Origin of the sequence: Rhizobium beringeri (genome assembly GCF_004306515.1) — a bacterium.
Classification (GTDB): domain Bacteria; phylum Pseudomonadota; class Alphaproteobacteria; order Rhizobiales; family Rhizobiaceae; genus Rhizobium; species Rhizobium beringeri.
Map to the genome: position 1 here is coordinate 921,291 of NZ_SILG01000001.1, position 18,753 is coordinate 940,043.

Consider the following 18,753-nt stretch of genomic DNA (forward strand, 5'->3'; position numbering starts at 1 on the left):
ATGACCATATCCCTCTCACTCCCTGGGCGCATTGCCCAGGGTCTCACCGGCTTTGGATTTGGGTTCGGCAAGGCGATCGCTGCCCGCGTGGGCCGAGCCGTCCCGGTCTTTGTGGCCCTGTCACTCGTTACATCGGGTTGCGCCAACCGGGTGCAGGATGTCCTGCAGCCTCTCGCCGTGGCCCCGGCCGGCACGAGCCGGGTCACCATGCTCGTCGCCACGACACGCAAGCCTTCGGAGGATCCCGGCAAACTCTTTTCCGGCGACCGCGGGACGGCGATTTCCCTTAACAGCGTCGACGTATCCATCCCGCCCGATCGGAACCGCAAGATCGGAGAGGTGCAGTGGCCGTCCCGCATGCCGCCCAACCCGCAAAGGGAGTTTGCGGTCACGCAGGTTGCCAAGGTGCAATCCGAGGGCCAAGCGTTCGACTGGTACCGGAAGAATCGAAACACGAAGCATCAGGTCATCATTTTCGTGCATGGCTTCAACAACACCTATGCCGATGCCGTCTTCCGCTTCGCGCAGATCGTCCATGACTCGGGAACCGACGCCGCACCGATCCTCTTCACCTGGCCATCAAGGGGCCGTGTCTTCGATTACCTCTACGACAAGGAGAGCGCCAACTATTCGCGTCGCGCTCTGGAGGATCTGATCCTCCAGGCTGTGAACAGTCCCGACGTCTCCGATGTGACGATCCTCGCCCATTCCATGGGCGGCTGGCTTGCGGCCGAGGCGCTGCGCGGCGTCGCCATGCGCGAGAAATCAATCCCGACGAAGGTGAAGAACGTCGTTCTCGCATCGCCGGACATCGACATCGACGTGTTCCGTCGCCAGTTCACCGAGATGGGGCCGAAGCGGCCGCACTTTGTGATCCTGACATCGACACGTGACAAGGCGCTGGAGATGTCGAGCTGGCTATCGGGTGGCGTCAGCCGCGTCGGCGGGTCCGATCTCAGACCCTATGCGCCTCTTCTCGACCAACTCGGCGTTTCCGTCATCGACACCAGCGCCATCGCGACGAATGATCCGCTCGGCCACAATGCCTTCGCCGACAGTCCTGAGATCGTGCGCCTGCTCGGGCGGCGGCTGGCAGGGCAGAGCCTCGAGGGCGGAAAGGCAAGCGTTGCCGATCAGATCGGGATGACGGCTGCCAATTTCGCCGGCTCGGCAGCGCGCGTAGCCGTTGCGGCTCCAGTCGCGGTCATCAGCCCGGAGGCGCGAGAAATCCTGAAGCGGGAGCTCTCCTCGAATGGGGGAAAGATGGTGGATGGTCAAATTGCGTACTGATCGTCAGCCGCCTCGATCAGACTCGTCAAGCATGCGGACTAGATAGGATTGGCAAATGGAAGTTGGCACGACTGTAAAAAACCAGCCGCGAGCTGACTACATCTCATCGATCGTCGAAGCCGGCACGGCAGCGTGCCGGCTGTACGGGCCCACGAAAACAAACGTCGTCGATATCGCTCGACTGCTGGGGAAGTCGCCGGCAAGTGTGTACAAAATCATCCCCTCCAAGGCGGCGATTTGGGATGCCATTGCCGGGAATTTTTTCGAAACTGACCTCCGCTTCACGCCGTCTGCCGACGGCGAGCTCACCAGTGCGGCGAGCCGCCTGAAAGAAACCGCGCTCGGACAACACCGCCTGATGCTGCAGGCACGTCACGGCGACAGCCAGATGTTCGACCTCGTTGTTCTCGCCGCAGACGGCAGTTGGCCATCATTCAGAGACCATCTGAAGCGACTTGAGGCGTATGTGAGGGAGCTCGTTTGCGCCGGCATCGCGACTGAAGAGTTCGTTCCGAGGAATGTTGACGCGGCCGCATCCTGCTTTTGCGCCTCAATCATCTCCCTATGGGACCCAAGAATTATTGGCGCCCTGCCTTCGAGTCACTGTCAGCTATCAGCTCATGAACTCGTTTCCTTTGCAGTTGCAGCTCTCCGGCCAAGCTCCCCAGGCGAGGAGAGCATGGCCGCGAAATGACGCCCCCATATGCGGCCGCTAGGCCGCGAGGATGGTGATCCCGTACGAATTGGCTGCCGCAGTCATGCGAGCGATGGTTTCCGCCGAAGGGCTGGCCTTCGGTGGCTCGGTCGTGCCTTCCGCTTCGATAAACTCGGCCATCTCATGATCGACGACCGCGGAAAAGACCACGGGGACGGTTCCGCGGTTGGAATAGCCGTGCACCATGAAGGGCGGGATCGTGACGATGTCGCCGGCGCTGGCTTCGATCTCTTCGGTGCCGCTATCGCTCAGGCGCCAGATCGTCAAGCGTCCCTCGATGATGCGGAACACTTCCGGGCTCGCATGCGCATGTTTCGGCGTCCGGCTGCCTGATGGCACGGTGACGTCGAAGATATTGAGCCAGGTTCCGCTGATTCTAAGCCGCCGCTCGACCCGGTCGCCGAGGACGAAAAACCGCTTTGCCTCGTCGCTCGCAGGCATTTTCACAAATGAGTTGGACATCATGTCTCTTTCTTTTTCTTACAGGGCTTCTTCTTATGGGGTTTTTCTTGCGGGCGCAGCCGTTAGACCTTTGCGCCGCCTTTGACAACCCACCCTGTTGTTGGGGGTAACATCGCCGAACGCGCTTCAACGAAGCGCGCTACGTCAGCCGAAGCGATGAACAAACGGCTCCGTTGCCAGGGGTTCAGCGCCGCTCGCGCGCCACTGCGTCACGAGACTGTCGAGGCCGATATCGGTACTTCGGGGCGTTTCCGCAAGGTCCGCCAATGCCGCATCAGCTATGCGGAAATGACTGAGGCCGGAGAGTTCGAAAGGCTCGGCGCCTGTAATACCGCCGACACAGAAGGGGCGCATAGAACGCGGCGGCCGTTCTTGGAGCCGTCCTTCCACGCCGTCCCGGCATTCACATTGATGGAGCGCATCCATGTCCACTCTTCCCGTCGTCGGCGCCGCCATGACGCTCGATGAAGTCGAACTTCACCGCGACTGGCTCTTCGAAAAGTCCCGCGATCTCGAATTGCAGAGCTTCGTCGATGCCGAGATTCTGAACGGTGACTGGGCGCCGCTTGCCGCCCGCGCCAGAAGGCTTCTCGACGGTCATGGCGGCCGCCTCGGCATTCACGGCCCGTTCTGGGGCTTCACCATCGCCTCGGAAGATCCCGATATCCGCGCCATCGTCACAAGGCGCCTCTTGCAGGGCCTCGATGTCTGCGCTGCTATCGGCGCGACGCATATGGTCATCCACAGCCCTTACACCTCTTGGTCCTACAACAACCTCGACGACAATGCCGGCGCCCGCGAAGCTTTGGTCGAGCGCACGCACATGACCCTGCGCGACGCCGTCCGGCGCGCCGAGGATATCGGCTGCACCATGGTCATCGAGAACATCGAGGACAAGGATCCGCATATTCGCGTGGTGCTTGCCGAGAGCTTCAATTCGCCTGCAGTCGCCGTCTCGATCGATACCGGCCACGCCCATTATGCCCATGGCTATACCGGGGCTCCGCCGGTCGATTATTACGTCAAGGCCGCCGGCAATCGCCTGCAGCATGTCCACCTGCAGGATGCCGACGGATATGCCGATCGCCATTGGAGCCTCGGCGAAGGCTCGATCCACTGGCACGCCGTCTTTAGGGCCCTTGCCAAACTCGAAAGCAATCCGCGCCTCATCATCGAGATCAAGGATAAGTCGAAGATCCCGGCTTCTGCTGCCTATCTCGCCTCGATCGGCGTGGCTCAATAGGGCCTGTTGCTCGTCCCGCTCTCCCTCATTCCCGTGCTCGCCACGGGCGGGGAGGGTGGAATTCCCTCATGAAAATCGGGTGATGACGCTGATCCCCGTGGCCTCAGCCTTGTCGAGCGCCATCAGCACCGGCACGGCCTCCTCGAGGCTGACCCGCCGTCCGATCAGCTTCTGCGGCGCGATCTTGCCGGCCGAAAGCATCGACAGCATGGCGTCGTAGCGCCAGGCCTGCATGCCGTGGCTGCCGTAGATTTCCAGCTCGTGGCCGATGACCTGCGCCATCGGAATCTGCGGCGTCGCGTGTTCACCGAGCATCAACCCCACCTGCACATGCCGTCCACGCCGGCGCAGATTCTTGATCGAGTTGAAGCAGGTGACGGGATGGCCAAGCGCGTCGATCGAGACATGTGCGCCGCCCTTAGTGATTTCGCGCACCGCCTCCGCCACGTCGGCGGCGCCGGACGCATTGACCGTCGCCACCGCCCCGCAATCCCGCGCAAAGGCGAGCTTCTCCTCGGATATATCGATGCCGATCGCATTCGCTCCGAGCGCCGTGGCAATCATGATCGCCGACAGACCGACGCCGCCGCAGCCATGCACGGCGATCCATTCGCCGGGCCTGGTGCGCGCCTGGTCGGCAACGGCGCGAAACGAGGTGGCGAAGCGGCAGCCGAGGCTTGCCGCCGTCGCATCGTCGATCGTATCGGGCAGGTGCACCAGATTGGTATCGGCATAATCGATCGCCACATATTCGGCGAACGATCCCCAATGGGTGAAGCCCGGCTGGAACTGGTTCGGGCAGACCTGCTGGTTGCCGGAATGGCATTCGCCGCAATGGCCGCAGCCGGAAACGAAGGGCACCGTCACCCGGTCGCCCACCTTGAAACGCATCACGCCGCGGCCAGTGGCGACGATCCGCCCGGCAAGCTCGTGTCCCGGCACGTGCGGCAGCCGGATATCGGGGTCGTGGCCCATCCAGCCGTGCCAGTCGCTGCGGCAGAGCCCGCTGGCCCCGACCGCTATGACGACACCGTCCTCTGTCGGTGTCGGATCCGGCAGGGTGCGGATTTCAGGCGCCTGTTCGAAGGCTTCGTAGAACATGGCTTTCATCGGCGTCTTCCCTTGCTGCTTATCCGCTGTTGCGCCCATCATCGCATGCTGCAGCCAGCCATTCCAACATTCCATTCCATCATTTTTGCTGATGCACCCATCGATGAAGCTGCCGTTGCTGCGCACGAATATTGCGGCCTGGCGCCATTCCCCGGCATTTTCTTGCTTCCGTGTTTCCGCTCGGGATTTGTCCTTGACCCGGCTTGCCGCCGCGGTTTTTCCTTCTCCGGCTTCAGGAGGAAACCATCATGGCCGTCGATACATCACCCCGTTCAACCACCTGGACTCATGTCGATGGAGAATGGCTCCCCGGCAATCCGCCGCTGATCGGGCCGACCTCGCATGCCATGTGGCTGGGGTCCACGGTCTTCGACGGCGCCCGCTGGTTCGATGGCATCGCGCCGGATCTCGACCTGCACTGCCAGCGCATCAATCGCTCGGCGCTCGCCATGGGTCTGAAGCCGGTGAAATCGGCCGAGGAGATCGTAGCACTCGCCTGGGAAGGCGTCGCGAAATTCGATGGCGCGACGGCGATCTATATCAAGCCGATGTATTGGGGCGAACACGGCGCGCCCGGCAGCGTCGTCTCCGTCGACGCGGAATCGACCCGCTTCGCGCTCTGCCTGTTCGAGGCGCCGATGGGCGGCCATGGCGGCACCAGCCTCACCGTCTCGCCCTATCGCCGCCCGTCGCCGGAAACGGCGATGACCGAGGCGAAGACCGGCTCGCTCTATCCAAACAGCGGCCGCATGATCGCCGAGGCACGCAGCCGCGGTTTCGACAATGCGCTGGTGCGCGACCTGAACGGCAACGTCGTCGAGACCGCCTCGTCGAACGTCTTCATGGTCCGCGACGGCGTGGTGATGACGCCGGCCGCCAACCGCACCTTCCTCGCCGGCATCACCCGCGCCCGCGTCATCGGCCTGCTGCGCAAGGCCGGTTTCGACGTCGTGGAAGCGGCACTCTCCGTCGAGGATTTCATGCAAGCCGACGAGATCTTTACCACCGGCAACTATTCCAAAGTCGTCGGCGTCACTCGCCTCGACGGCCGCGATCTCCAGGAAGGCCCGGTCACCCGCAAGGCGCTGGAACTCTACATGGACTGGGCCTACGGCCGCAGTGAGAGCGAAGAGTGAGCCACGATCCCGCGAAGCGGGAGCAATCGATCCAGTGAATCGATTGCAGTGGCGAACGCCCGGAGCGCAAGCGCAGGGCCGGCGCGGTCCCGCGAAGTAGCATCCAGTCTGCCCCTCACGTCATCCACTTCCGATGCTCCGCAAATCTCTCCGCCAAGAGATCGATGAACAGCCGCACCTTGGTCGGCAGGTGGCTGCGGTTGGGATAGACGGCGTTGATGTTGAATTCGATCGGCCGGTAGTCCGGCATGATCTTCACCAGCCGCCCTTCGGCGATGTCGTCGAACACCACGAAACTCGGCGCCAGGAAGATGCCCCGCCCGGTCAGCGTCAGGAAGCGCAGCATCTCGGCACTGTTGGAGACGACATTGCCGCTGATCTTGACGCTCTCCTTTTTGCCCTCGCCATCCTCGAAGCGCCATTCGTCGCCATAGGGGTAATAGGCATATTGCAGGCAATTGTGATCGGCGACCTCGGCCGGCGTCTTCGGCATCGGATGGCTCTCGAAATAGGCCGGCGAGCAGACGAGCATATGGCGCCAGGGCGTCAGCTTGCGCGCGACGAGCGAGGAATCCGGCGGTGGTACGGTGCGCATCACTAGATCGTAGCCATCCTCGATCATGTCGACCATCCGCTCGCCGACGCTGAAATCGAGTGAGATCGACGGATAGAGCTCCATATATTCGCTGACGACAGGCAAGACGAAACGCACGATGGCGCTGCTGGTATAGACCTTCAACGTGCCGCGCGGCGTCGAGCTCAGCGCGCCCGCCGTCCGGTCTGCCTCTTCCAACTCGGCCAGGATCTGCAAAGAGCGCTCATAGTAATATTTGCCGGTTTCGGTCAGGCTGACCTTGCGCGTCGTGCGGTTGAGCAGCCGCACGCCGAGCCGGTCCTCCAACGATTGCACGTGATTGCCGACCATGGTGACGGACATGTTGAGCCGACGCGCGGCGGCGGAAAAACCACCGCATTCCACCACCCGGCCAAAGACTGTGAGGCTTGTCAGCCGATCCATATTGCCCTCGGATTATCCGCTGAGAGTTGATGATCCTTCCCGATTTAAGCAGATTATCAAAATAAATGTCAGGGTGCATTTTCCCTCTCATCGAACATGGCCTCTCACAGAGGGGCCAACGGTGAAGGAGAATTACGATGGTCGAGTTACCCCGCGTTTTCGAAAGTGACAGGCAGGCCGAGCAGATCCTGGCCGAGGAAGCCGCCAGGGCGCCTGCCGCCGAGGCGCACCCCATGCCTGTCTCCGAAGCGCCGGTCGCCGAAGCACCGGTTGCGGAAGCGCCTAAAAAGACCGGCCGCCGCATCGTCAAGCGCGCCGTCCTTGCCGCCGGGCTGCTTGCCGGTGTCGCTTTCGCAGGCGATTTCGGCTATCGCTACTGGACGGTCGGCCGTTTCATCGAATCCACCGACGATGCCTATGTGAAGGCCGATTACACCACTGTCGCTCCGAAGGTCGCCGGCTATATCAGCCAGGTGCTGGTCAACGACAATGACGCGGTCAAGGCCGGTCAGGTTCTCGCCCGCATCGACGACCGCGACTTCCAGGCCGCACTGTCGCAGGCCAGAGCCGATGTAAAGGCGGCCGAAGCCGCCATCACCAATATCGACGCCCAGATCTCTCTGCAGCAATCGGTGATCGAGCAGGCAAGGGCGACAATCGATGCCTCGCAGGCATCGCTGGATTTTGCCGTGTCCGATGCCGCCCGCTCTGCTCGCCTGATCACCAATGGCGCCGGCACCCAGTCTCGCGCCGAGCAGACCCAGTCGGCCCGTGACCAAGCCGCTGCCGCCGTCGAGCGTGACCGGGCAGCCCTCGTCACGGCTCAGAATAAGGTGCCGGTGCTGCAGAGCCAGCGCGAACAGACGGTTGCCCAGCGTGACCGTGCGGCCGCCGCCGTCCAGCAGGCAGAGCTCAACCTCTCCTATACTGATATCGTCGCCGCCGTCGACGGCACGGTCGGCGCCCGGTCGATCCGGGTCGGCCAGTATGTCACCTCGGGTACGCAGCTCATGGCCGTCGTGCCGCTGCATGCGGTCTATGTTGTCGCCAATTTCAAGGAAACGCAGCTGACCTTTATCAGCCCCGGCCAGTCGGTCGAGATCAAGGTCGACAGCTTTCCCGACATCTCGATCAAGGGTCATGTCGACAGCGTTTCCCCGGCAAGCGGCCTCGAATTCTCACTGCTGCCGCCAGACAATGCCACCGGCAATTTCACCAAGATCGTCCAGCGTATCCCGGTCAAGATCGTCATCGATGACGAGGCTCTGAGCGGCCTCCTGCGCTCGGGCATGTCGGTCGAGCCCGAAATCGACACCAAGGCTGCCCAGACCTCCGCGGCAGCTAAGGAGGGATCATCCAACCCTGCTGGATGATCCTTTCCCTTTTTCCCGAATTATCCCGATCATTCCCTGAATGATCACCCGAACCCCGTCATGAGAAAGTTTTCCGCGAGAGCTGGAAGGAGATAAGCCATGGCCACTCTTCAGATCGCCGCAAACGGCAATTCGCTGGCGCGCCCCGCCGCCGCACCGCCCGCGACACCTGCCGCCATGAGCCCGCTTCGCATGTGGGCAGCCGTTGTCGGTTCGACGCTCGGCGCTTTCATGGCGGTCCTCAACATCCAGATCGTCAATGCCTCGCTTGCCGATATCCAGGGCGCGATCGGCGCCGGCACGGATGACGGCGGCTGGATTTCGACTTCTTATCTGATTGCCGAGATTGTCGTCATTCCGCTCAGCGCCTGGCTGGCTCGTGTCTTTTCGCTCCGCAACTATTTGCTGACCAATGCCATCCTCTTTCTCATCTTCTCCGTCGCCTGCGCCTTCGCGGCCAATCTGCAGCAGATGATCATCCTGCGCGCCATTCAGGGCTTTTCCGGCGGCGTGCTGATCCCGATGGCCTTCACCATCATCATCACGCTGCTGCCCAAGGCCAAGCAGCCGATCGGCCTGGCCCTCTTTGCCCTGTCTGCCACCTTCGCGCCGGCGATCGGCCCGACGATCGGCGGTTATCTCACCGAGAACTGGGGCTGGGAACATATCTTCTACGTCAACCTGGTGCCCGGCGCGCTGATGGTCGGCCTGCTTTGGGCCTCGCTCGACCGCGCGCCGATGAACCTGAAGCTGCTCGCCAAGGGTGACTGGCCGGGCATCATCACCATGGCGATCGGCCTGGCGGCCCTGCAGACCGTGCTGGAAGAGGGCAACAAGGAAGACTGGTTCGGCTCCGATTTCATTGTCCGCCTGTCTGTTATCGCCGCCGTCTCGCTGACGCTGTTCCTGATCATCGAGCTGAAGACCGCCAATCCGCTGCTGAACCTGCGCCTGCTGCTGCGCCGCAATTTCGGCTTCGGCATCGTCGCTAATTTCCTGCTCGGCATTGCGCTTTACGGCTCGGTTTTCGTGCTGCCGATCTATCTGACCCGCATCCAGGGCTATAATTCCGAGCAGATCGGCATGGTTCTCGCCTGGACCGGCATCCCGCAGCTGCTGCTGATACCGCTGGTGCCGCGCCTGATGAAGCGTTTCGATGTCCGCCTGCTGATCGTCGTCGGCTTTGCCCTTTTCGCCGCCTCGAACTTCATGAATGTGCACATGACCGGCGATTATGCGAGCGATCAGCTGTTCTGGCCGAACATCGTCCGCGCCATCGGCCAGGCGCTCGTCTTCACCCCGCTCTCGGCAATCGCTACCGCAGGCATCGAGCAGGAAAATGCCGGTTCGGCTTCGGCACTCTTCAACATGATGCGCAATCTGGGCGGCGCCGTCGGCATCGCCTCGCTACAGACCTTCCTGTCGAAGCGCGAACAGTTCCACTCGAATATCCTGACCAACTCGGTCTCGGTCTTCGAGGAAGCCACCCGCGATCGTATCGCCAGGCTCACCGGCTACTTCATGAGCCACGGTGTCAGCGATCAGGCGCTCGCCAGCCACAAGGCCGTCGTCGCCATCGCGCTGAAAATACGCAAGCAGGCCAATATCATGGCCTTCAGCGACACCTTCTTCCTGCTCGGCGTCGCCCTCGTCGTCGCCTTGCTTGCAGCCCTGCTTCTGCAGAAGCCCGGTCAACTCTCCGGCGGTGGCGCCCACTAGCGCCCCGCCTCCCTAGGAGGAGAAAGCCATGACGTCAGCGATCTATGCTCCCGATACCGACAGGCTCCCAACGAAGACCGCCGGCCATGCCGTCAGCGCCGCTGCGCTGCTCTCCATCATCGAGTGGCTCTCCGGCGACGAATGCCACGCGCTCGACGAAGCGGGCCTCGTCTCCGGCCTCGGCCGCAGGCTTCAGGCGCTCGGCCTGCCGATCGACCGGCTGACCCTGCATCTGATGACGCTGCATCCCGAGTTCATCGGCCGCACCATTGCCTGGGCGCCGGGCGAACCGGTCGAGATCCATGATCGGGAACACGGCGCGCGGGTCGCCATATCAAATACGCCGCTGCGCAAGGTCATGGAAACCCGCGAGCCGCTGGTCGTCGATACCAGAGAAAGCGTGCATGGCCGCTGGCAGCATATCGATGTCTTTGCCGACCGCGGCCTGATGCAGCTCGTCATCGCGCCGCTCTGCAATGTCGACGGTCCGGTCAGCGCCGCCGTCTTCGGCACGAAGCGGCCGGGCGGCTTCACCGCCCCCGAGTGTCAGGTGATCGAGCGCATCCTGCCGGCGCTGCGCAACACCAGCGAGTTGCGCATTCTGCGCCAGGTCGAGCTCAGCCTGCTCGATACCTATATCGGCCCGCTGACGGCAAGCCGCATCCTGGCCGGCCGCATCCGGCGCGACGAGATCGAATCGATGGAGGCGGCATTGCTGCTTTGCGATCTGCGCGGCTTTACCGAACTGTCGAACCGGCTGCCCGGCAGCACCGTGCTCGGCCTGCTCAATGCCTATTTCGACAGGATCGTGCCGGCCATCACCCGCGAAGGCGGCGAAGTGCTGAAGTTCATGGGCGACGCCGTGCTCGCCTTCTTCCCGGGTTACGATGCCGCCCATTCCTGCGGTGCCGCCCTGGCATCGGCCCGTGCCATCCTCGATGAGATCGATCATTTCCAGTACGAGGGCATCGGAGTCAAAGCCGGCATCGCCCTGCATTACGGCGAGGTCAGCTACGGCAATGTCGGCTCCGGCCGTCGCCTCGACTTCACCCTGATCGGCGGCGACGTCAATCTGGTCAGCCGTATCCAGACCGCCTGCAGCGAACTCGGGGAGGCCCTCCTGATGTCGGCGCCGTTTCGCGACGAGGCCGGGGCAGGGGATGTCGTGTCGGTTGGGGCGCACAGGCTGAAGGGTTTTGCCGATCCGATCGAACTGTTCACGATCCTGCGGTAGGTGCCAAACCGCCCACTTGCATAAAATGCATGGCAGGTCTGCCCGAAACGGTTTCGTCTTCCCCCATCTTTTCGCCATAGTGGCGCCGAAATTCCGCAAGCGGGGAGGAAGAGGCTTATGGCTGTGCTGTTCGACGAACAAGGCGAGATCATCCGCGAACTGGGTGTCGCCGCCGATATCGACCCTGAGCGCGAGATCGAACGGCGAACTGCTTTCCTCAAGGATTATCTCGTCGCCTCGGGCATGCGCGGCTACGTCCTCGGCATCAGCGGCGGCGTCGATTCGCTGACGGCGGCGCTGCTGGCCCAGAAGGCGGTGCGCGAGCTGCGTGACAGCGGCCATGCGGCCGAATTCATTGCCGTGCGCCTTCCCTACGGTGTCCAGGCGGACGAGGCGGATGCGGGAAGGGCGCTGGAAACGATCGGCGCCGACCGCTCGATGGTGGTCAACATCAAGGCGCCGGCGGATGCGATGCTCGCCGCCGCGCTAAACGGCGGCCTCGCCTTTGCCGATGCCGGCCGGCAGGATTTCATCCTCGGCAATATCAAGGCCCGCCAGCGGATGATCGCCCAGTTCGCCCTGGCCAGCGCCCTTGGCGGCCTCGTCATCGGCACCGATCATGCGGCCGAGGCGGTCATGGGATTCTTCACCAAGTTTGGCGATGGCGCCGCCGATATCCTGCCGCTCGCTGGCCTCAACAAACGCCGGGTCCGCCTGCTGGCAAAGCGGCTCGGCGCCCCGGACGAGCTGGTCTTCAAGGTGCCCACAGCCGATCTCGAGGACCAGCGGCCGCTGCGCCCCGACGAAGAAGCCTATGGCGTCAGCTATGACGAGATCGACGATTTCCTCGAAGGCAAGCCGGTCGGCGAGATCGCCCGCCGCCGCATCCTCGCCGCCTATCGGGCGACCGGCCACAAGCGTGCCCTGCCGGTCGCCGTCAACGCCCTCTGATGCCCATCCGTGTTGCGGGTGCGGGGCGGCCTGGCGTTTACGGCCTGACCGGCGAGCCGGTCCGTCCTGATGAGGCGAGATAGGCGTGTGGCGCGAAATAGACGCCGTCGGCATCGAAGGCTTCGAGATCTTCGGCCTGCAGCGCCTCGCGCACCTTCGGTCGAGCCGCCACCCGGGCCATGAAGCCGTGCAGCGCCGGCCATTGCTTGAGATCGATGTCGGTCCAGGGCGACCAATTCAGGCAGACGAAGAGATAGGCATCCGCCACCGTAAACGCATCGCCGGTGAGATAGGGTCCGGCAAGACGGCCGTTCAGCCAGGCGAGCCGCTTCGATATCAGCGCGCGGACCTCGCCATGAACGCTGGAATAGATCGGATTGAAGAGCAACACCATCGGCTTGTGCAGCTCGGCGGTGATGAAGTTCAGATAGGATTGCACCTCGTTGCGGCGGATGTTGCCGACCTCAGGCAATAGGGCTGCCCCTTCGGGCACGCTGTCGGCGAGGAACTGGACGATCGCCGGCCCCTCGGTCAGCACCTTGCCGTCGTCGAGCATCAGCGCCGGCACATAGCCGTTGCCGTTGATGGCGAGGTAATCCTCGCCATTGCTCGTCCTGTGGGTTTGCCGGTCGACCTGGACGAGCTCGATATCGAGCCCCAGCTCCCGGCAGATGATGTGCGGCGAAAGCGAACAGGCCGCGGCGTGCATATAAAGTTTCATTGCGGTTTCCTCTCCTTGTGGAGGCGGTCGATGCCGCCCGCCGATAGCGTTGAACATTTGTACTGTTTCGCATAAAATAATTCTCGTCAAGAATTTAATGCGAAACGGTACAAAATATGAAGGACGAAAAGAAGCGCGGCCGCCCAAGGGGCTTCGACGCCAAGGCGGCGCTCGGCAAGGCGCGGGATGTGTTCTGGGACAGGGGGTTTGCCGCCGCCTCGCTCGACAATCTGAGCGCGGCCACCAACCTCAACCGCCCGAGCCTCTACGGTGCCTTCGGCGACAAGGAGGATCTCTATCTCGATACGCTGGAGGGGTATCGGCAGGACGGCATGGACGTGCTGACTGAGGCGCTCGACCCGTCACTGCCGCTTCGCGACAATATCGCCCGCGTCTATGCCGGTGCGCTGGCGATCTATCTGCATGGTGAAACCGCCGCCCGCGGCTGTCTGCTGATCGGCACGGCCTCGGTCGAGGCGGTCCAGCATGAGCGGGTCCGCGAGGTGCTCGGCCGCAGCCTCAACGATTTCGACGACGAGATCGAAAAGCGCATGCGCCTTGGCGTGGAAAGGGGCGAGCTTCCCCAAAGCGCCGATCCGCAGATGCTTGCCAGGCTCGCCTCCGCCGTCATGCATTCGCTCGCCGTCCGCGCCCGTGCCGGCGACAGCCGCGAGACGCTGGAAGCGATTGCCCGGTCGGGCGTCGAGCTGATCTGCGGGAGCGCCCCCTAGAACAGGATGATTTTAGGCCGGGTCGGCCTAAATCTGAATCCTGTTCTAAATTATGTAGTTAGAGCATGATGTCGGCCGAAAACCGCTCACACTTTTCGGCATCATGCTCTAGCTCGATGTCTGCCGATCCCTCGGCCGTACCACCCAGGCATAGGCCGCACCTGCGACAAGCAGCACGGAGGTGCCGAGGAACACCGCCCGCATGCCGATATGCCCGCCGACGAAACCGCCAAGGATGGGGCCGGCCACCTGGCCGACATATTGCGACGAGATGGAAAGCCCGAGAATGCTGCCGGCCGCACTGTCCGGCACGCTGTGGCGGATGACCGCGGCGATGCAGGGCAACAGCCCGCCAAGTGCTGCGCCCATCAGGAAACGCAGGATGATCAGCTGCCAGGAGCTGGTGACGAAGGCCTGCGGGATCAGTAGCAGCCCGGCGACGGCGAGCGCGCCTGAAATCACCGGCCAATGGCCGATCCGGTCGGCGAGCTTGCCGAGCCATGAGGCCGAGAGAATGCTGCCGAGCGCGGCGGCCGACATGACGATGCCCGATATCATCGTCACCTGGGCTTCGACGGGCACGAGCTGCGCGACATAGACGGTGATGATCGGCTCGATCGACATATTGGCGAACATCAGCAGCATGCCCGTTGCCAGCATGGCGATGACGGGCCGCTTGTCGGCAATGGATTTCCAGCCGCCGCTGGCCTTGGCCGCCTGCTTGCGGGCCGGCGATTTCTCTTCCTTGATCAGCAAGGCCGTGGCGAGAAAGGCGAGAAAGATCATACCGCCGGCGGCGAGAAACGTGCCGCGGATGCCGATGATCGGTGGCAGCGCCCCGCCGATCAGCGGCCCGACGAGATTGCCGGCCATGATGCCGGAGGAGAGCACGCCGAGCGCCCAGGCCGAACGGTCCTTCGGCGTCTGCGTCGCCACCAGTACCATCGAGCCGGAGGCGTAACCGCCGGCAAGCCCGACGAAGAGGCGCAGCGCCACCAGCTGCCAGACATTGCCGGCCATGCCCATCAGCGAGATCGCCAGCGTCATGCCGAGGCTGGCGCGCACCAGCATCAGCTTGCGGCCGTAAATATCGCCAAGCCGCCCCCAGAGCGGCGCGACGAGAGCCGCGGCGAAAAAGGTGGCGCCATAGGCGATGCCCGACCATTGCACGATGTCAGCATGGTCGCTGACGCCGAGTTCCTCGACATAGAGCGGCAGGAAAGGAAGCAGCAGCGTCATCGCCACGATGGTGGTGAAGGAGCCGATCAGCGAGATGGTGAGATTGCGCTTCCAGTGGATCGAGCCCGGCCTGGCGCTGGCGGCGTCCAATTGCGTATCGGTCATTCTCTCGGCCTCGGCATTGATCGCGCGGGCGATGTTTCGCACGCCTGATGGAACGATGTGCCCATTGCCGCGGCGAGGAAATCGGCGCGGGTGAATGTGTCCTGAAGATCGAGCTTTTCGAGGTCGAGCGCATAGGCCGTAGCGGTGCATGCGCTCGCCGTTCCAGGGCGGGCACGCGTTGATATAACCGCGCTATGGCCCATCCTTCAAGACGGCGCTTTCGCATCGGTGGCCTGTCTTTGTAAATGAGAGCCGCAATCTGGACCCTTTCGGGCAAAAGTGCTACAACATGACTGATTGCATGATGCAATCGGTTAATCCGAGGACATTGCCATGAGCGACATGCGCACATCCCGAGAGCAGACTGTCCGTCATCTCTACGCCGCCTATCTCGACGACCGCAAGGATATCGTCGGCGCCATGTTGACGGAGGATTTCACCTTCTCCAGTCCGCGCGATGACCACATCGACCGGGCGACCTATTTCGAGCGCTGCTGGCCGAAGGAGCCGGTCTTCCGCGGCTTTGACATCGAATTCCTGGCGATCGACGGCGACGAGGCGGTCATCCGCTACCGTGCCGAAAAACGGGATGGCGGCAGCTTCCGCAACATAGAGAGCTTTCGCTTCCGCGGCGACAAGATCGCATCCGTGGATGTTTATTTCGGCCGGAATCTATAACCCTACAGCGCCGCGCGTCTTTTCAGACGCGCTAAGGACGCTGTAGCACTATGCGGTAGCGAGGCGGTTCACAGGAGCCGCATTGCCGACGTGCCGATGATGATCATCGAGACCGCCACCATCAGCGGCCGCACCGGCAGCCGTTTGACGAGGATCGCGCCTAAGGGGGCGGCGATGACGCCGCCGATGATCAGGCCGATCGCCGAATTGAGTTCCGACCAGCCGAGCGTCAGCATGAAGGTCAGGGAAATCGTCAGCGTCACCGCGAATTCGGTGAAATTGGTCGAGCCGATCACCCGTTTCAGGTCATGGCCGCGACTGACCAGCGAACTGGTGACGATCGGCCCCCATCCGCCGCCGCCGATGGCATCGAGCACGCCGCCGCAAAACCCGACCGGCGGCACGATCCAGTCGCGGACATCCCGCTTCGGCGGTGGCCGAAAGGCCTTGTAGAGGATCACCAGTCCGATCGCGATCAGATAGGCCGACACGAAGGGCGCGATCACCTTGCCGTCGATATTGGCCAGCAGATAGGCGCCGATCGCGCCGCCGATCATGCCGGCCGGTGCAAGCCGCGCCACCAGGCGCCAGTCGACGTTGCGATGATAGGCATGCGAAAGGCCCGACGCGGCGGTCGTGAACACTTCCGCCACATGCGTCATGGCGCTGGCATTGGCCGCCGGCACCCCGAAGGCGAGAAGGCTGGTCGTCGACAGCACGCCGAAGGCCATGCCGAGCGCACCGTCGACGATCTGCGCGCAGAAACCCACGACGATGAAGAAGAAGAAATCCGATGTCATGTAGTCCCCTCAGACGAACGGTAGCATCAGAATAAGCGACGCGGCAAAAAGTTTCCGGTCTCAGGCGGCAAGTCCGTGCTGCTTTAGCCTGACGATCTTGAAGAAGCCGTTCGGAAAGACCGGCAGGATATCGGCAGGCGCGAAATCACCGCGGCGCTCGGCCCAGGCGACGATGCGGTGAATGCGGAAGGCGGAGGACCAGCCGATGTGACGCACCAGCGGCGCCACCGCCGTCTCGATCGCGCCCTGCAGACCGGCGCCGTCGCCAAGCTTGCTGGCAAGGATGATCTCGCCGCCCGGCCTGAGCACTCTGGCGCATTCGTCCAGCGCCCGTTCGGGCTCGGGGATGAGCGTGATGACGAAGGGCAGGCAGACCGCATCGAAAGACTGGTTGGCAAAGGTGAGCGCATGGGCATCCATCACATCAAGCGCCTGCACATGCTGCAGCTTCTCGCGCCTCGCCTTTTCACGCGCCCGCGCGATCATGTGTTCGGAAATGTCGATGCCGGTGACCCGGCAGTGACGCGGGTAATGCCCAAGCGTCAGGCCAGTGCCGACGCCGACCTCCAGAATATCGGTGCCGGCTGCGGCTGCGAGTGCAGCAAGCTTGCGGTGGCCATCGCGCAGGATGCCGCGATAGACGCGGTCATAGACCGGCGCCCAACGCTGATAGATTTTTTGCTGATCTTCCGCCCTGCTGCGAAGCTCTGACATCCCGGCACCTCCCTACAGCGCCGCGCGTCTTTCAGACGCGCAAAGGACGCTGTAACACATTGAACTGCTGCATAATTTTTCCCCTAAATCTGTTCTGATTTAGGGAATTATGCGGTAGCAAGTCCAGGAAAAGTGAGAAACGGTTTTCCCAGGAATTGCATAAAACAAAGATTTGAGCGGTTCTGCGCTTCTATCAAAAGCTGAACCGCTTTAAAGCCCAGCCTTTCAACTCCCAAGGGCAGGCTTCGGTTCCCCGCGAAGTGTGACGCAAGGCACAGATCCACACCGGGGGCACTTTGGGGTGGCCCCGCTACAGCCTATTTTGCCGGCATCAGCCCAAGCTGTTTGGCGTCCAGTTCGCTGCCGATCTCGACGGTTTTCTTTTGCTTGTCGTAGACGCAGATCTGGGCGATCAGCCCCTTGGCGCCCTTCGGCTTGCCTGTCACCAGGGCAAGCCCATAATGCGAACTGCCGAAGGGATCGACCGTGGCGCTCGGCTTCTCGATCGTGACCGCTGCCTTCTTGCATTTGGCCTCGACGTCGGCGGCGAGCTGCTTCCAGGCGTCATCGGAGGAGGCATGCGCCGCACCAGCCAGGCAAAGCAGCATGGCGGCAGTGAGAGGCTGGATTATATTCCTGTTCATATCGGGTCTCCGTTGATCTCCATATCAGGCAAAGTGGTTTTCGGGGTGGGTATTCCCATTGATTTGCCCAAGCGATTTCTACGCGCGACTCCAATCCTGTAACTGAGGCAAATTTTCCTCCGGCCGGTCGTTTTTTGATAATTCGCCGGTTGCCTCTCCCCCTTTCCCCTCCTATGTTCCGCCTCACCTGCCGAGACGCAATCTATTGCCAAGAGGAGATCTGACATGGCTTTCGAATTGCCTGAACTTCCCTATGATTACGAAGCGCTTGCTCCCTTCATGTCGAAGGAAACGCTGGAGTTCCACCACGACAAGCACCATAAGGCCTATGTCGACAACGGCAATAAGCTCGCCGCCGAAGCCGGTCTTTCGGACCTCTCGCTCGAAGACGTCGTCAAGAAGTCCTTCGGCACCAATGCCGGCCTCTTCAACAACGCGGCCCAGCACTACAACCACATCCATTTCTGGAAGTGGATGAAGAAGGGCGGCGGCGGCAACAAGCTGCCGGGCAAGCTCGAAGCGGCCTTTACCTCCGATCTCGGCGGCTACGACAAGTTCAAGGCCGATTTCGCCAATGCCGGCGCCACCCAGTTCGGCTCCGGCTGGGCCTGGGTTTCCGTCAAGAACGGCAAGCTCGAAATCTCCAAGACCCCGAACGGCGAAAACCCGCTGGTTCACGGCGCCACCCCGATCCTCGGCGTCGACGTCTGGGAACACTCCTATTACATCGACTATCGCAACGCCCGCCCGAAATATCTCGAGGCCTTCGTCGATAGCCTGATCAACTGGGACTACGTCCTGGAACGCTACGAAGAAGCCACGAAGTAAGCGGCGTCAGCCTGTTTGAATTTGACACCCGGCGCCCCCAAA

The 18,753-nt window shown here is 62.4% G+C and carries 20 protein-coding genes; 11 read left to right on the forward strand and 9 right to left on the reverse strand.

Annotated features, from left to right (window positions below; genetic code table 11):
* Both ELH03_RS04810 and ELH03_RS04815 read left to right on the forward strand, forming a co-directional pair.
* On the forward strand, nt 1-1,290 hold the full coding sequence (locus ELH03_RS04810; protein WP_130766100.1) for an alpha/beta hydrolase: 1,290 nt from the start codon (nt 1-3) through the stop codon (nt 1,288-1,290).
* 55 nt (nt 1,291-1,345) lie between these two features.
* The gene (locus tag ELH03_RS04815) at nt 1,346-1,984 is read left to right on the forward strand and encodes a TetR/AcrR family transcriptional regulator (RefSeq protein WP_128402278.1); all 639 of its coding nucleotides are present in this window, start codon (nt 1,346-1,348) and stop codon (nt 1,982-1,984) included.
* Between the two features lie 18 nt (nt 1,985-2,002).
* On the opposite strand, the gene ELH03_RS04820 is transcribed toward ELH03_RS04815, so the two are convergent.
* Together ELH03_RS04820 and ELH03_RS37245 are read right to left on the reverse strand one after the other, a co-directional pair.
* The gene (locus ELH03_RS04820; protein ID WP_128411269.1) at nt 2,003-2,470 is read right to left on the reverse strand and encodes a cupin domain-containing protein; all 468 of its coding nucleotides are present in this window, start codon (nt 2,468-2,470) and stop codon (nt 2,003-2,005) included.
* 141 nt (nt 2,471-2,611) lie between these two features.
* The gene (locus tag ELH03_RS37245; protein WP_164902614.1) at nt 2,612-2,893 is read right to left on the reverse strand and encodes a hypothetical protein; all 282 of its coding nucleotides are present in this window, start codon (nt 2,891-2,893) and stop codon (nt 2,612-2,614) included.
* On the opposite strand from ELH03_RS37245, the gene ELH03_RS04825 reads away from it, so the two are divergent.
* The gene (locus ELH03_RS04825) at nt 2,892-3,710 is read left to right on the forward strand and encodes a sugar phosphate isomerase/epimerase family protein (protein WP_128402280.1); all 819 of its coding nucleotides are present in this window, start codon (nt 2,892-2,894) and stop codon (nt 3,708-3,710) included. The two genes, ELH03_RS37245 and ELH03_RS04825, sit on opposite strands and share 2 nt — an antisense overlap.
* Nucleotides 3,711-3,776: 66 nt before the next feature.
* Here ELH03_RS04825 and ELH03_RS04830 read toward each other — a convergent pair whose 3' ends face one another.
* Complete coding sequence (locus ELH03_RS04830) at nt 3,777-4,820, reverse strand: zinc-dependent alcohol dehydrogenase family protein (RefSeq protein WP_128411268.1); 1,044 nt, start codon at nt 4,818-4,820, stop codon at nt 3,777-3,779.
* Nucleotides 4,821-5,068: 248 nt separating this feature from the next.
* Between ELH03_RS04830 and ELH03_RS04835 the strand changes: the two genes are divergently transcribed.
* Nucleotides 5,069-5,956, forward strand: a complete 888-nt coding sequence (locus ELH03_RS04835) for a branched-chain amino acid aminotransferase (protein ID WP_128411267.1) — start codon at nt 5,069-5,071, stop codon at nt 5,954-5,956.
* Between the two features lie 115 nt (nt 5,957-6,071).
* Here ELH03_RS04835 and ELH03_RS04840 read toward each other — a convergent pair whose 3' ends face one another.
* Nucleotides 6,072-6,974: a LysR family transcriptional regulator gene (locus ELH03_RS04840; RefSeq protein ID WP_128411266.1), complete on the reverse strand. Its 903-nt coding sequence runs from the start codon at nt 6,972-6,974 to the stop codon at nt 6,072-6,074.
* 137 nt (nt 6,975-7,111) lie between these two features.
* On the opposite strand from ELH03_RS04840, the gene ELH03_RS04845 reads away from it, so the two are divergent.
* From ELH03_RS04845 to nadE, 4 genes are all read left to right on the forward strand, one after another.
* A complete protein-coding gene (locus ELH03_RS04845; protein ID WP_128402284.1) occupies nt 7,112-8,347 on the forward strand; it encodes an HlyD family secretion protein in 1,236 nt (411 codons plus the stop codon).
* A gap of 99 nt (nt 8,348-8,446) precedes the next feature.
* Complete coding sequence (locus tag ELH03_RS04850) at nt 8,447-10,066, forward strand: MDR family MFS transporter (protein WP_128411265.1); 1,620 nt, start codon at nt 8,447-8,449, stop codon at nt 10,064-10,066.
* 28 nt (nt 10,067-10,094) lie between these two features.
* A complete protein-coding gene (locus ELH03_RS04855; RefSeq protein ID WP_128411264.1) occupies nt 10,095-11,300 on the forward strand; it encodes an adenylate/guanylate cyclase domain-containing protein in 1,206 nt (401 codons plus the stop codon).
* A gap of 117 nt (nt 11,301-11,417) precedes the next feature.
* Entirely contained in the window at nt 11,418-12,251 is an 834-nt protein-coding gene (gene nadE, locus ELH03_RS04860) for an NAD(+) synthase (RefSeq protein WP_130766101.1), read from the forward strand.
* Nucleotides 12,252-12,288: 37 nt separating this feature from the next.
* On the opposite strand, the gene gstA is transcribed toward nadE, so the two are convergent.
* Entirely contained in the window at nt 12,289-12,972 is a 684-nt protein-coding gene (gene gstA / locus ELH03_RS04865) for a glutathione transferase GstA (protein WP_128411262.1), read from the reverse strand.
* A 116-nt stretch (nt 12,973-13,088) separates the two neighbouring features.
* Between gstA and ELH03_RS04870 the strand changes: the two genes are divergently transcribed.
* Nucleotides 13,089-13,703, forward strand: a complete 615-nt coding sequence (locus tag ELH03_RS04870) for a TetR/AcrR family transcriptional regulator (RefSeq protein WP_128411261.1) — start codon at nt 13,089-13,091, stop codon at nt 13,701-13,703.
* A 108-nt stretch (nt 13,704-13,811) separates the two neighbouring features.
* On the opposite strand, the gene ELH03_RS04875 is transcribed toward ELH03_RS04870, so the two are convergent.
* Complete coding sequence (locus tag ELH03_RS04875; protein ID WP_105005423.1) at nt 13,812-15,047, reverse strand: multidrug efflux MFS transporter; 1,236 nt, start codon at nt 15,045-15,047, stop codon at nt 13,812-13,814.
* A 333-nt stretch (nt 15,048-15,380) separates the two neighbouring features.
* On the opposite strand from ELH03_RS04875, the gene ELH03_RS04880 reads away from it, so the two are divergent.
* Nucleotides 15,381-15,725 carry a nuclear transport factor 2 family protein gene (locus ELH03_RS04880; protein ID WP_105005424.1) on the forward strand — a complete coding sequence of 115 codons (345 nt, stop codon included), beginning with the start codon at nt 15,381-15,383 and terminating at the stop codon, nt 15,723-15,725.
* Between the two features lie 68 nt (nt 15,726-15,793).
* Here ELH03_RS04880 and ELH03_RS04885 read toward each other — a convergent pair whose 3' ends face one another.
* From ELH03_RS04885 to ELH03_RS04895, 3 genes are all read right to left on the reverse strand, one after another.
* Nucleotides 15,794-16,525, reverse strand: coding sequence for a sulfite exporter TauE/SafE family protein (locus ELH03_RS04885; RefSeq protein WP_128402290.1), 732 nt, complete (start codon nt 16,523-16,525; stop codon nt 15,794-15,796).
* Nucleotides 16,526-16,585: 60 nt separating this feature from the next.
* Nucleotides 16,586-17,239: a class I SAM-dependent methyltransferase gene (locus ELH03_RS04890; protein ID WP_128402291.1), complete on the reverse strand. Its 654-nt coding sequence runs from the start codon at nt 17,237-17,239 to the stop codon at nt 16,586-16,588.
* 317 nt (nt 17,240-17,556) lie between these two features.
* Nucleotides 17,557-17,883: a hypothetical protein gene (locus tag ELH03_RS04895; protein ID WP_128402292.1), complete on the reverse strand. Its 327-nt coding sequence runs from the start codon at nt 17,881-17,883 to the stop codon at nt 17,557-17,559.
* A gap of 225 nt (nt 17,884-18,108) precedes the next feature.
* Between ELH03_RS04895 and ELH03_RS04900 the strand changes: the two genes are divergently transcribed.
* Nucleotides 18,109-18,711: a superoxide dismutase gene (locus ELH03_RS04900; protein ID WP_008528928.1), complete on the forward strand. Its 603-nt coding sequence runs from the start codon at nt 18,109-18,111 to the stop codon at nt 18,709-18,711.
* The last annotated feature ends 42 nt before the right edge of the window (nt 18,712-18,753 follow it).